We start from the raw sequence: 12849 nt of genomic DNA on the forward strand, positions 1-12849 counted from the left end.
CCGCGCTCCGCCGGGGCGGGCCCGGTGCTCGCTCCGCGCTCTGCCCGGTGGCCGTACGGCGCTGCGCCGACGTGCCGCCGTGAACGAAACGCACGCAAGCGTGACCCCGGTCACAGGGGTGGTGGATAGTCGCGGGGATCCACCGGGACGTGGACACCCCTGAGTACGAGGAGGACCCCGTGGCCGCACGTCGGGACCGCACCCACTATCTGTATCTGGCCGTGATCGGCGCCGTCCTGCTCGGCATCGCCGTCGGCTTCCTGGCGCCCGGCGTCGCCGTCGAGCTCAAGCCGCTCGGCACGGGCTTCGTCAACCTGATCAAGATGATGATCTCGCCGATCATCTTCTGCACGATCGTGCTGGGCGTCGGTTCCGTGCGCAAGGCCGCGAAGGTCGGGGCGGTGGGCGGTCTCGCCCTCGGCTACTTCCTGGTCATGTCGACCGTCGCCCTCGCCATCGGCCTCGTCGTCGGCAACATCCTGGAGCCCGGTTCCGGCCTCCACCTCACCAAGGACCTCGCCGAGGCCGGTGCCAAGCAGGCCGAGGGGGCGAGCGAGGGGACGGCCGACTTCCTCCTCGGGATCATCCCCAAGACGATCGTCTCCGCCTTCACGGAGGGCGAGGTGCTCCAGACCCTGCTCGTCGCCCTCCTCGCGGGCTTCGCGCTCCAGGCGATGGGCGCGGCGGGCGAGCCGGTGCTGCGCGGCATCGGGCACATCCAGCGCCTGGTCTTCCGGATCCTCGCGATGATCATGTGGGCGGCGCCGGTGGGAGCGTTCGGTGCGATGGCCGCCGTGGTCGGCGCGACGGGCAGCGCCGCACTGAAGTCGCTCGCCGTCATCATGGTCGGCTTCTACGTGACGTGCGCGCTGTTCGTCTTCGTGGTCCTCGGCACGCTGCTGCGGCTCGTCGCGGGCGTCAACATCTTCTCCCTCCTGAAGTACCTGGGCCGCGAGTTCCTGCTGATCCTGTCGACCTCCTCCTCCGAGTCGGCGCTGCCGCGCCTCATCGCGAAGATGGAGCACCTCGGCGTCAGCAAGCCGGTCGTCGGCATCACCGTCCCGACCGGCTACTCCTTCAACCTGGACGGCACCGCGATCTATCTGACGATGGCCTCGCTCTTCGTCGCCGAGGCGATGGGTGACCCGCTGTCGATCGGCGAGCAGATCTCCCTCCTCGTCTTCATGATCATCGCCTCGAAGGGTGCGGCGGGCGTCACCGGCGCCGGGCTCGCCACCCTCGCGGGCGGACTGCAGTCGCACCGGCCCGAACTGGTCGACGGCGTCGGCCTGATCGTCGGCATCGACCGTTTCATGAGCGAGGCCCGCGCCCTCACCAACTTCGCGGGCAACGCCGTGGCCACGGTGCTCGTCGGCACCTGGACGAAGGAGATCGACAAGGCGCGCGTGACGGAGGTCCTGGCGGGTAACGCCCCCTTCGACGAGACGACGTTCGTCGACGACGCCCACGGTGCGGCCGTGCCGGACCAGCGCGCCGACGACGGCGACGAGAAGGCCCGCGCCGGCGTCTGATGCCCCGGGTCCCGGGTCTTGAGCCGGATCCGGGCCCCGGTCGCGGAACGTCCTCGCCCCACCGGGGTCGGGGGCGTTTCCGTACGCGGGCCCCGCCACTTCGGCAGAGCCGTCCCCGAGGGGGCGCGCTCGCCCTCGCTCCCGCCGCAGCCCGGCTGCGCCGTGGGTCAGGCGTCGAGTGCGCGCAACTCCTCCTGGTTGAGCACCAGTTCGGCCGCGCGTGCCGAGTCCCTGGCCGTCTCCGGGCGGCTCGCGCCAGGGATCGGGAGGACGTGGCCCGGGCGGGTCAGGAGCCAGGCCAGGGCCACCTGTTGCGGGCTGACCCCGCGGGCGGCGGCCACCTGGTGGAAGGCGCCGAGCCGCGGGTCCACGGCCTGGGTGCCGGCGCCGTCCAGGGAGCTGCGGGAGATGCCGCCCAGCGGGCTCCAGGGGAGGAAGGCCAGGCCGAGTTCGGCGCAGAGCCGGAGTTCGGGATCGGCGTCCCGGACCGCCGGTGAGTAGCGGTTCTGGACCGCGACCAGGCGGTCGCCGAGGATCTCGCGGGCCAGGAGGATCTGGTCGCGGCCGACGTTGGACACACCCGCGAGGCGGACCGTGCCGGCGTCCAGCAACTCCCTTATCGCGCCGAGGGATTCCGCGTACGGCACGGCCGGATCCGGCTTGTGGAGCTGGTAGAGCCCGATCGCCCGGACCCCGAGGCGCCGGGCGGACGCCTCGGCCGCGCGGCGCAGGTGCCCGGGGCGGCCGTCGACCGTCCAGCCGCCGTCCGCGCTCCGGCCGCGGCCGCCCTTGGTGGCGACGAGCACCGCGTCCCGGTCGCCGCCGTACGTGGCGAGGGCCCGGGCGACGAGACGTTCGTTGGCGCCGGTCTCGCCGCCCGGCGGGTGGTACGAGTCGGCCGTGTCGAGCAGGGTCACGCCCGCGTCCAGGGAGGCGTGGACGGTGGCGAGGGCGCGGGCCTCGTCGGGACCGCCCTCCAGGGAGAGGGGCATCGCGCCGAGCCCGATGGTGCTGACGACCGTGTCGCCGAGGGTGCGGTAACGCATCAGGCCTCCCGGCTGAGCGTCTCGGAAAGGGCCTTGCGGAGCCATTCCGAGGAATGCGAGAAGGAGTGTCCGAGGGATTCCGCGCGGGAATTGCTCATCGCGTAGGAACGGAAGAAGGAGAAGGGGGAGACCTCGCCCACCTCCACTCCCTGGAAGAGTGTCCGGCCGCCCACGATGTCCTCGATTTCCGCACAGATCTCCGCCGTCGTCAGCGGGCCGTGGGAATGCGCGTTCACCGGTCCGGTGAATTCGGCCTCGACCGCCCAGGCGAGGAACGCCGCGATCTCCTCGACGTAGACGTACGTCGCCGGCCGGTTCACGGCGGGCACGGCGATCGGCTCGCCCGCCCGGATCCGGCGCGCGTAGTGCTCGACGCGTCCGGTGAAGTCGTCGGCGCCGCCCAGCACGTGGGCCACGCGCACCGAGGCCCAGGTGAGGCCGGAGGCCGCGAACACCGCCTCCGCCTGGCGCTTTCCCTCCCCGTAGTGGGAGTTCAGGTAGTCAGGGTCCTCCCAGGGCAGGGTCGTGTCGACCGGTACGCCGGAGAGGTCGAGGGCGTCCTCGGTGACCGGGTCGGCCGAGTCCTCGTACGCGTACACCTCGACCGTCGAGGTCATCACGTAGCGGCGGGTGCGGCCCGCGAAGACCCGGCGGGCGATGTCCGCCTGGCGTGGCGTGTAGCAGACCTGGTCGACGACGACGTCGAAGGTGTGGTCGCCGAGGGCCTTTTCCAGTGCTCTCTCGTCATTCCGGTCGGCCGTGAGGAGAACCGTCCCCTCCGGGGCCGCGGAAGAACCACGATTGAGCACGGTGACCGCATGTCCCGCGTCGAGCAGCCGCCTTGTCAGGCGCTTTCCGAAATAGCGGTTCCCGCCGATGATCAGAATGTCCATGCCTCCAGTGTTACGGTGTGCGTTCGCCAACTGAAGGGGGAAACATGGGAGTCCGGGCCGTCTCGCCGAAGGAACCGCGGTCGCCGCGCCCGGCCGCCGTCGAAACCTCGGCGGGTGCTTTCGACCCCATCGACCGGCAGATCCTGGACCTGCTCCAGAGCGACGGACGCATCAAGCTGAGCGAGCTCGGCCGGCGCGTCCGGCTCAGCCCGGCCGCCGTCACCGAGCGGGTGCGCCGCCTGGAGGCCTGCGGGGCGATCACCGGATACGGCGCGCAGGTCGCCCCGGCCCGGCTCGGCTACGGCATCCAGGCCTTCATCCGCGTGAACCCGCACGGCGGCTACAACCTCAGGCACCCCCGCACCCTGGAGCTGATCGCACGCCCCGAGATCCGGGAGGTGCACCACGTGGTGGGCGAGGACTGCTGGCTCCTGAAGGTCGCCGTGACCGACACGGTCCACCTGGAGGAGATCCTGGAACAGACCTCCGCCCTGGGCCGGACCACGACGTCCGTGGTGCTGACGTCGCCCGTCGAGCGCAAGCCGCTGCTGCCGCCCGGCACGTGACGGGGCCCACCGGAACCCGCTCGGGCCGGAGCGCCCCGAGGCCGGCCGGGCGTCGCTGTTTGCCTTGACGTGGGCGTCAAGGACTACGTTCGAGGACATGCGAATCGGCGAGCTCGCCGAGCGGGCGGGCACGACCACGCGGACTCTGCGCTACTACGAGTCCCGGGGCCTCCTGACCGCTCGGCGTACGGAGAACGGCTACCGCACCTACGACGAGGAGGACCTGCGGGCCCTCCGGCAGATCCGGACCCTGCAGGACTTCGGGTTCGAACTGGAGGAGACCCGGCCCTTCGTCGAGTGCCTCCGGGCCGGCCATCCGGCGGGCGACGCGTGCCCCGCGTCGATCGCCGTCTACCGGCGCAAGCTCGCCGAGCTCGACGGGCTCATCGCACAGCTCCGGACCGTACGGGCCGAGGTCGGCGCGCAGCTGCTGCGCGCGGAGGCGGAACTGCCGGGCGGTCCCGAGCCGCTGTGCGAGCTGGGACGGGCCGAGGACACCGATGAGGAAGGACGAGGACGATGATCCGAGCAGAGGGCGTGGCCGAGGTCACGGACGCCGACTTCGCGGCGCAGGTACTGGAGGCGGAGCTGCCGGTGCTCGTGGAGTTCACCGCGGACTGGTGCGGCCCGTGCCGCCAACTGGCCCCGGTCCTCAGCGCGGTGGCGGCCGAGGAGGCCGGCCGGCTGAAGGTGGTGCAGATCGACGCGGACACCAACCCGGAGACGGTCTCCCGGTACGGGATCCTCTCGATGCCGACCCTGCTGGTGTTCCGGCAGGGCGAGCCGGTGAAGGCGATGGTCGGCGCCCGGCCGAAGCGACGGCTCCTGGCGGAGCTCGCGGACGCCGTGCAGCCGGTGGGCGCGTAACCCCGCCCCCCCACCGGACCACGCGCCCCAGGCGGGGCGCGCCCCCAGGGACGGCGCGCCCCAGGGACGGCGCGCTTCCAGCACGGCGCGCCCCAAGGACCGCGCGCCCCAAGGACCGAGGGCCCCAGGGCCTACGCCCCCCAGGGACCGTGCGGTCCCTCCGCGCCGCGGCTACTCCGAGCGGCCCGCCGGCCCGGAGAGCGCGGCGAAGCGGGCCCGGGCCGCCGTCTCCCGCAGCAGCAGGGCGGCGGCCGCCGGCGCCGACGGCCCGGACTTCCGCACCGCGAGGGAGGCGCCCGCGCGCCGCACGGCGTCGAGGCGGAGCCGCTGGACGCCGGTCAGGGCCCGGACGAAGGGCCGGTACGCCGGCTCCACCAGGCCCGCCAACGGGGCGGCCGCCCTCAGGTCGGCGGCCGCGAGGTCCGCCTGCTCCTCGACGAGCCGGGCCAGCGCCGGGCCGGGCCGCGAGAGGTCCGCGCCGTGGCGTGCCACCGCGTCGGCGGGGATGCCCGGCCGGCCGGCGCGCACGTCCTCGGGCAGGTCCTCCAGGAAGTCGACGCGCTGCATGGCGCGGATGAGCCGGTGGCAGGCCTCCGTGAACGCCTCCCGTGCCGACGCCTCCGCGGGGGCGAGCAGGCAGGCCGTGAGCATCAGCGCGGGCAGCGCGTACTCCCTCACGTACCGCTCCAGTTCCGCCTCGTCCGCGATGGTCCGCCAGGCGACCTCGCGCGCGCAGCCCCGGAGGAAGTCCTCCACGTGCCCGCGCACGTCCGGGTGGCGCTCGGCGGTCCGCACCAGGCAACGCAGCACCGGCAGCGCGGAGTCGCCGTCCGCGAAGGCCTTCCGCACGAGCCCGTCCCACTCCACGAACGCGGCCGCCCGTTCGCCGGGGCTCCCGCGGTCGACCCGGTCGTCGGTGTCGTGCATGAACGCCACGGCGGCGACGACGTGCGGCACCAGCCGGGCGGGCAGCAGCAGCCGCGCGGCCGCGTACTCCGCCGCCGCGAACCTCCTCACGGCGCGCCGCTGTTCCGTGTAGTCCCGCCGCGGCCCGGGCCCCACGACCCCGGCCCGCGCGAGGGCCCGCTTTCCCATCCCCGGCCTCCTGACCTCGTCGCCGCGAGCCTACGGGCCCCGCCGCCCCCCACGCGGACGAACCCCGGCGCCCCGGTTGCGAAGCCCGGTCCCCGGGACGCCGTGGACCGGGCCGGCCGGCTCGCGTCGGTCCGGTCAGGCGGGCACGGCCCGGTCGTCCCACAGCTCGGTGGTGTGCGCCGCCACCGAGGCCGCGATCCGGTCGAGGAGATCCGCCGCCGGCAGGGGTGCCGGGCGGCGGCCGTCGCGGAGGCGGACGGAGACGTGGCCGGTGGCGGACTCCCTGCCGCCGATGACGGCCTGGTACGGGACGAGGCGGGCCTCGCGGACGCGGGCGCCCAGGCTGCCGCGCTCCGGACCGAGGACCTCGGCGCGCAGGCCGAGTCCGGCGCAGCGGTCGGCGAGGCGGGCGGCGGCCTCGTACTCGCTGTCCGAGACCGGCAGGACGGCGAGCTGCACCGGGGCGAGCCACGCGGGGAAGGCGCCGGCGTGGTGTTCGACGAGGTGGGCGACGGCCCGCTCCACACTGCCGATGACGGAGCGGTGGATCATGACGGGCCGGTGCCTGGCGCCGTCGGCGCCGGTGTAGTGCAGGTCGAACCGCTCGGGCTGGTGGAAGTCGACCTGCACGGTGGAGAGGGTCGACTCCCGGCCCGCCGGGTCGGCGACCTGCACATCGATCTTGGGCCCGTAGAACGCGGCCTCGCCCCCGGCCTCCTCGTAGGCGAGCCCCGAGGCGTCCAGGACCTCGCGGAGCAGCGCGATCGACCGCTCCCACTTCTCGGGGGCCGCGACGTACTTGCCGCCGGGGCCGGGCAGCGAGAGGCGGTAGCGCACCGGCTCGATGCCCAGCGCGGTGTGCGCCTTCCGGATCAGGTCGAGGGCGCCCGCGGCCTCCCCGGCGACCTGGTCGAGGGTGCAGAAGATGTGGGCGTCGTTGAGCTGGATGGCCCGGACCCGGGTGAGGCCACCGAGCACACCGGAGAGTTCGGAGCGGAACATGCCACCCAACTCGGCCATGCGGAGGGGCAGTTCGCGGTAGCTGTGCGGGCGTGAGCGGAAGATGACGGCGTGGTGCGGACAGAGGCTCGGCCGCAGCACGAACGGCTCGCCGCCGAGCTCCATGGGCGGGAACATGTCGTCGCTGTAGTGCGCCCAGTGCCCGGAGATCTCGTACAGCTCCCGTTTGGCGAGCACGGGCGAGTACACGTGCCGGTACCCGGCGCGCCGCTCGGCGTCGCGGACGTACTCCTCCAGCACGTGCCGCACGACGGCGCCGTCGGGCAGCCAGTACGGCAGTCCGGCGCCGATGAGCGGATCGGTGTCGAACAGGTCGAGCTCACGGCCCAGTCTGCGGTGGTCGGCGGGGTGCTCGGCGTTCATGGTCACTCCTCGGGGTGCGGGGAGGAGCGAGTGCGCGGCCGGTACGACGAAGCCCCGGGGCACTCGCCCCGGGGCTTCGGACACAGACAGCTGTCAGCGCGCCGGGACCCTCTCCGGCGTCGTCGTGATGACGGCAGCGCGCTTCATGCGGCAGACGGTAGCAAGGGTGCGGAGGTCGTGCGCGGGATTATCGGGGCGGCGGGTCCTTTGCGGCGCGGGAGTTCCGCTCCGGATCGCGGCCGCCGCCCTGACCGCCGACCTCACCACCGCGGGCGGGGAATTCCGTGTCCACCGACGGCGGGTCCCGTGGGCGGCCGCCGTGATTCGGGCGAGGTCCGGGTGGCGCCGGAGGGAGCGGGCTCTTGCCGTGCCGTCGGCGCGGCGTCAGGCGTGCCGGGGCCGGCGAAGCGCAGGTCGGAGCGGGTGGCGCGGGAGGCGCGGCGGGACGCGTGGCGAGGCCGGACGGGTCGCTTTCCCCCGGGCATGAAAAAACCCCGGACTAGAATTGACAGCCGGGGTGGTGTTTCACGTATATTCGTGGATTCCGTGCCTGGGCATAGCGGAGTCACGGGAAGTTCACTAAACGCACTGTATCGCGCCGGGAGTCGAATTGTCAACCGAAGAATTTCGGAAAGAGCAGAGATTCATCACCGAGCTCTACACGCGACTCGACCACCTGAGGGACGAGGCCGAGGCCGGGGTCGAGGCCGCCCTCGCCACCCCCGGAGCCGGCAGTGCCCAGGCACGCCTGGAACGCGACGTCCTCGTGGCCGAACAGTCCGGGCTGCTCTCCGCCCTCAACGCGGGGGAGACCGGACTCTGCTTCGGCCGGCTCGTCTTCCAGGACGGCCGCGACCACCACATCGGCCGGATCGGCATCCGCCGCGACGACCCCGACCGCACCCCGCTCGTCGTCGACTGGCGCGCCGAGGTCGCCCGGCCCTTCTACCTCGCCACCGGCTACGAGCCCATGGGGCTCCGCCGCCGCCGGCACATCACCACCCAGGGCCGCGAGGTCGTCTCCCTCCACGACGAGGTCCTCGACCTCGCCGACGCCACCCGCACCGGCCACGAGAACCGCGACGCCGACGAGGTCCTGCTCGCCGCCCTCGACGCCGCCCGCACCGGCCGCATGCACGACATCGTCCAGACCATCCAGGCCGAGCAGGACGCCATCATCCGCTCCCCGCACCGCGGCGTCCTCGTCGTCGAGGGCGGGCCCGGCACCGGCAAGACCGCCGTCGCCCTGCACCGCGCCGCCTATCTGCTCTATGCCCACCGAGAGCAGCTCGCCCGGCGCGCCGTCCTCATCGTCGGCCCCAACCCGGCCTTCCTCGGCTACATCGGCAACGTCCTGCCCTCCCTCGGCGAGACCGGCGTCCTGCTCGCCACCCCCGGCGAGCTCTTCCCCGGCGTCCACGCCACCGGCACCGACACCCCCCGCGCCGCCGCGGTCAAGGGCTCGGCGCGGATGGCCGTGGCACTGGCGCGCGCCGTCGCCGACCGCCAGCAGGTGCCCGAGCGCGGCGAGCCGCTGGTCGTGCCGCACGAGGACGGCGACCTGGTCATCGACTGGGACACGGCCCTGGAGGCACGGCACAAGGCCCGGGAGACGTTCCTCCCGCACAACCTGGCCCGCCCCTACTTCGTCTTCCACGTCCTCGACGCGCTCGCCGAGCAGCTCGCGGACCGGATCGGCGCCGACCCGTACGGCGGCCCCAACTTCCTCGGCCCCGACGACCGCGCCCTGCTCGCCAAGGGCGTCGCCGCCAACCCCGAGGTGCACGCCGCCCTGGACACCCTCTGGCCGCCGCTCACCCCGCAGGACTTCCTCGCGGACTACCTCGCCGACCCCACCCACCTCGACGACGAGGCGGACCTGGCGGCCATCCGGCGGCCCGCCGGCGCGCCCTGGACCCCCGGCGACGTGCCGCTCCTGGACGAGGCGGCCGAGCTCCTCGGCGAGGACGACTCCGCCGCCCGGGCCGCCCAGGAGGCCGAACGGCAGAAGCAGATCCAGTACGCGCAGGGCGTCCTCGACGTCTCGTACGCCTCGCGGACCTACGAGTTCGAGGACAAGGAGGAGCTCGACAAGGACGCCTCCGAGGTGCTGTCCGCGCACGACATCATCGACGCCGAGCGCTTCGCCGAGCGGCACGAGGAGGCCGACCACCGCAGCGCCGCCGAGCGCGCCGCCGCCGACCGCACCTGGGCCTTCGGCCACATCATCGTGGACGAGGCGCAGGAGCTGTCCGCGATGATGTGGCGGCTGCTCATGCGCCGCAGCCCCACCCGCTCCATGACCCTGGTCGGAGACCCGGCGCAGACCGGCGACCCGGCCGGCGTGGGCACCTGGCAGGAGATCCTCGCTCCGTACGTGGAGGACCGCTGGGAGCTCGTGCGACTCGGCGTCAACTACCGGACCCCGGCCGAGATCATGGCCGTCGCCGCCGAGGTGCGCCGGGCCGCCGACCCCGGCTTCGAGCCGCCGAGCTCGGTCCGCTCCACCGGCGTCGAGCCCTGGCACCGCACGGCCGAGGACCCGGTCAAGGAGACCGCCGACGCGGTCGCCGCCGAACTGCGCCCCCAGGGACGGCTCGCCGTCATCGCGCCCGAGGAGCTGCACCCCGAGCTGATCGCCGCCCTCCCCGACGCGGCGTACGGGCCGAAGCCCGACCTGACGAGCCCGGTCGTGCTGCTCGGCCCGCGTCAGGCGAAGGGGCTCGAGTTCGACACGGTCCTGGTCGTCGACCCCGACGGCATCCGGGCCGGCGCCACGCACGGCATCAACGACCTGTACGTGGCGCTGACCCGGGCCACTCAGCGGCTCGGCGTCATCAGGCGGGCCTGAGCCACACGGTGGCGAGCGGCGGCAGCGTCATCCGGACGCTCGCCGGCCGCCCGTGGCAGGGCACCGACTCGGTCTTCACCGGGTCGGTGCCCACCACGTCGCCGCCCCCGTACCGGGCGGCGTCCGTGTTCAGGACCTCCGCCCAGGCGGCGAAGGCCTCCGGCACGCCCAGCCGGTAGTCGTGCCGCACCACCGGGGAGAAGTTGCAGACCGCGAGGAGCGGGGAGCCGGTCGCGTCGAAGCGGAGGAAGGCGAAGACGTTGTCCTCCGCCGCGTCGCCGACGACCCACTGGAAGCCCTCGGGGGAGGTGTCGCGCTCCCACAGCGACGGCGTCGCCGCGTAGACCGTGTTCAGGTCGCGCACCAGGTCACGCACACCCCGGTGGTCGGCCTCCGCGCCGTACGACGGGTCGAGCAGCCACCAGTCCGGGCCGTGGTCGGCCGACCACTCCCCGCCCTGTGCGAACTCCTGTCCCATGAAGAGGAGCTGCTTGCCCGGGTGGGCCCACATGAAGCCCAGGTACGCACGGTGGTTGGCCCGCTGCTGCCACCAGTCGCCGGGCATCTTCGACACGAGGGCCCGCTTGCCGTGCACGACCTCGTCGTGGGAGATGGGCAGGATGTAGTTCTCGCTGTACGCGTACACCATCGAGAAGGTCATCTCGTGGTGGTGGTACTTGCGGTGCACCGGCTCCTTCCCGACGTAGCCGAGGGAGTCGTGCATCCAGCCCATGTTCCACTTCATGCCGAAGCCGAGCCCGCCGAAACCGCCCGGGCCCACCTGGTCGGTCGGCCGGGTCACCCCGTCCCAGGCGGTGGACTCCTCGGCGAAGGTCACGACGCCAGGGCAGCGCCGGTAGACCGTGGCGTTCATCTCCTGGAGGAAGGCCACCGCGTCCAGGTTCTCGCGCCCGCCGAACTCGTTCGGCAGCCACTCGCCGTGCTCCCGCGAGTAGTCCAGGTAGAGCATCGAGGCGACCGCGTCCACGCGCAGGCCGTCGACATGGAACTGCTCGCACCAGTACACGGCGTTGGCGACCAGGAAGTTCCGCACCTCCTTGCGGCCGTAGTCGAACTCCAGCGTCCCCCAGTCGGGGTGGGCCGAGCGGCGCGGATCCTCGTGCTCGTAGAGCGGACGCCCGTCGAACTCGGCCAGCGCCCAGTCGTCGCGCGGGAAGTGCGCCGGCACCCAGTCCATCAGGACGCCGATCCCGGCCCGGTGCAGCGCGTCCACCAGGAACCGGAAGTCGTCCGGGGTGCCCATGCGGGAGGTCGGCGCGTAGAAGCCGGTGACCTGGTAGCCCCAGGAGCCGTGGAAGGGGTGCTCGGCGACGGCCATGAACTCCACGTGCGTGAAGCCGAGATCGGCGACGTACGCGGGGAGCTGCTCGGCGAGCTGCCGGTACGTCAGGCCGGGCCGCCAGGACGGCAGATGCACCTCGTAGACGGAGAGCGGCGCCTCGTGGTGCGGGCGCGCCCCGCGCCGGGCCATCCACTCCTCGTCCTGCCACACGTGGTGGTCGGCCGTCACCACCGAGGCGGTGTTCGGCGGGACCTCGGCGCGGCGGGCCATCGGGTCGGCGCGGAGGGTGTGCGAGCCGTCCGGGCGGGCGATGTCGAACTTATAGAGCGCGCCCTCGCCGACGCCCGGCACGAACAGCTCCCACACGCCCGTCGAACCCAGCGAGCGCATCGGGAGGGCGCTGCCGTCCCAGTAGGTCCAGTCACCGGTGACGCGGACGCCGCGGGCGTTCGGCGCCCACACGGTGAAGCGGGTCCCGGCCACGCCCTGATGGGTCATGACCCGCGCCCCGAGCGCCGTCCACAGCTCCTCGTGCCGGCCCTCCCCGATCAGGTGCAGGTCGAGCTCGCCCAGCGCGGGCAGGAAGCGGTACGGGTCCTCGACGGCCAGCTCGCCGGCGTCGTAGCGGACGCGGAGCTCGTACGCGGGGACCTTGCGCAGCAGCGGGACGAGGCCGGTGAACAGGCCGTCGCCCTCGTCGTGCAGGTCGACCCGGCGCCCCTTGGGCAGCAGGACGGCCACGCCCTTGGCCCACGGGCGCAGCACCCGGACGACGACTCCGCCCTTCACGGGGTGCGCGCCGAGCAGTCCGTGCGGGTCGTGGTGCTCACCGGCGAGCAGCCGGGCCCGGTCGCCGGGGTCGAGCGGGGGCGCCTTCCGTACGGCGGCCCGATCCGGTACGACCTCGGCGCGGGGCGCGGGCGTCTTCGGCTTGCGGGCGGTCCTGCCTGCGGATCGGGCGGTCACCGGAATGCCTCCTGGAGGGGTGTGAGCGGGTAGGGATGCGGGGCGTCGGGCCCGGCGGTTCCCACGCAAGCGCAACGCGGCGCGGACCGCGCGGGACACTCGGCCGAACGGGCTGCGTCGCGGGGCGCGCAGGCCCCGCGACCGGGCCTCCGGCCGGGACTGCTCCGAACGGGGCCGTCCCCGCCCCCGGCCACGGAGCGGGGGCACGACGCGGCCCCCTGGGCCCGAGCGCGGCCGACCCCGCCGGTCCGTACGGGTGTTCGGTCGTTCCGTTGGGCGGGTGCACGCGACGGCACGTCCGCGGGGGCCTGCGCGCCCCGTCCGTTCCCGCCGCCACGACGGTTCCG

General features: G+C 73.6%; 10 protein-coding genes. 5 read left to right on the forward strand and 5 right to left on the reverse strand.

The window, feature by feature from the left end; translation table 11 throughout:
- The first annotated feature begins 149 nt into the window (after positions 1-149).
- Positions 150-1532: a cation:dicarboxylate symporter family transporter gene (locus ACGF1Z_RS24465; protein ID WP_393007358.1), complete on the forward strand. Its 1383-nt coding sequence runs from the start codon at positions 150-152 to the stop codon at positions 1530-1532.
- 167 nt (positions 1533-1699) lie between these two features.
- On the opposite strand, the gene ACGF1Z_RS24470 is transcribed toward ACGF1Z_RS24465, so the two are convergent.
- Entirely contained in the window at positions 1700-2578 is an 879-nt protein-coding gene (locus ACGF1Z_RS24470; protein WP_393007360.1) for an aldo/keto reductase, read from the reverse strand.
- On the reverse strand, positions 2578-3471 hold the full coding sequence (locus ACGF1Z_RS24475) for an NAD-dependent epimerase/dehydratase family protein (protein WP_393007362.1): 894 nt from the start codon (positions 3469-3471) through the stop codon (positions 2578-2580). Before ACGF1Z_RS24475 ends, ACGF1Z_RS24470 begins: the two co-directional genes overlap by 1 nt.
- Before the next feature lie 44 nt (positions 3472-3515).
- Here ACGF1Z_RS24475 and ACGF1Z_RS24480 point away from each other — a divergent pair, with 44 nt between their 5' ends.
- The 3 genes from ACGF1Z_RS24480 (at position 3516) to trxA (ending at position 4904) form a co-directional block, all read left to right on the forward strand.
- The gene (locus ACGF1Z_RS24480) at positions 3516-4037 is read left to right on the forward strand and encodes an Lrp/AsnC family transcriptional regulator (protein ID WP_393007364.1); all 522 of its coding nucleotides are present in this window, start codon (positions 3516-3518) and stop codon (positions 4035-4037) included.
- Between the two features lie 97 nt (positions 4038-4134).
- Positions 4135-4560 carry a MerR family transcriptional regulator gene (locus ACGF1Z_RS24485; RefSeq protein ID WP_393007366.1) on the forward strand — a complete coding sequence of 142 codons (426 nt, stop codon included), beginning with the start codon at positions 4135-4137 and terminating at the stop codon, positions 4558-4560.
- Positions 4557-4904, forward strand: coding sequence for a thioredoxin (gene trxA / locus ACGF1Z_RS24490; RefSeq protein ID WP_393007368.1), 348 nt, complete (start codon positions 4557-4559; stop codon positions 4902-4904). Before ACGF1Z_RS24485 ends, trxA begins: the two co-directional genes overlap by 4 nt.
- A gap of 171 nt (positions 4905-5075) precedes the next feature.
- Here trxA and ACGF1Z_RS24495 read toward each other — a convergent pair whose 3' ends face one another.
- Entirely contained in the window at positions 5076-5999 is a 924-nt protein-coding gene (locus ACGF1Z_RS24495) for a squalene/phytoene synthase family protein (protein ID WP_393007370.1), read from the reverse strand.
- Between the two features lie 135 nt (positions 6000-6134).
- On the reverse strand, positions 6135-7382 hold the full coding sequence (thrS, locus tag ACGF1Z_RS24500; protein ID WP_393007372.1) for a threonine--tRNA ligase: 1248 nt from the start codon (positions 7380-7382) through the stop codon (positions 6135-6137).
- A 610-nt stretch (positions 7383-7992) separates the two neighbouring features.
- Between thrS and ACGF1Z_RS24505 the strand changes: the two genes are divergently transcribed.
- Entirely contained in the window at positions 7993-10233 is a 2241-nt protein-coding gene (locus ACGF1Z_RS24505; RefSeq protein ID WP_393007374.1) for a HelD family protein, read from the forward strand.
- On the opposite strand, the gene glgB is transcribed toward ACGF1Z_RS24505, so the two are convergent.
- Positions 10220-12502, reverse strand: coding sequence for a 1,4-alpha-glucan branching enzyme (gene glgB / locus ACGF1Z_RS24510; protein ID WP_393007376.1), 2283 nt, complete (start codon positions 12500-12502; stop codon positions 10220-10222). The genes ACGF1Z_RS24505 and glgB overlap by 14 nt on opposite strands.
- Between the last annotated feature and the right edge of the window lie 347 nt (positions 12503-12849).

It is taken from the genome of Streptomyces sp. NPDC048018, assembly GCF_043202995.1.
In the GTDB taxonomy this organism is placed as follows: Bacteria; Actinomycetota; Actinomycetes; order Streptomycetales; family Streptomycetaceae; genus Streptomyces.

Coding starts and splice junctions, on each gene's coding strand:
- ACGF1Z_RS24470 (WP_393007360.1), bottom strand. CDS start 2,578: ATGCGTTACCGCACCCTCGGCGACACGGTCGTCAGCACCATCGGGCTC.
- ACGF1Z_RS24475 (WP_393007362.1), bottom strand. CDS start 3,471: ATGGACATTCTGATCATCGGCGGGAACCGCTATTTCGGAAAGCGCCTG.
- ACGF1Z_RS24480 (WP_393007364.1), top strand. CDS start 3,516: ATGGGAGTCCGGGCCGTCTCGCCGAAGGAACCGCGGTCGCCGCGCCCG.
- ACGF1Z_RS24485 (WP_393007366.1), top strand. CDS start 4,135: ATGCGAATCGGCGAGCTCGCCGAGCGGGCGGGCACGACCACGCGGACT.
- trxA (WP_393007368.1), top strand. CDS start 4,557: ATGATCCGAGCAGAGGGCGTGGCCGAGGTCACGGACGCCGACTTCGCG.
- ACGF1Z_RS24495 (WP_393007370.1), bottom strand. CDS start 5,999: ATGGGAAAGCGGGCCCTCGCGCGGGCCGGGGTCGTGGGGCCCGGGCCG.
- thrS (WP_393007372.1), bottom strand. CDS start 7,382: ATGAACGCCGAGCACCCCGCCGACCACCGCAGACTGGGCCGTGAGCTC.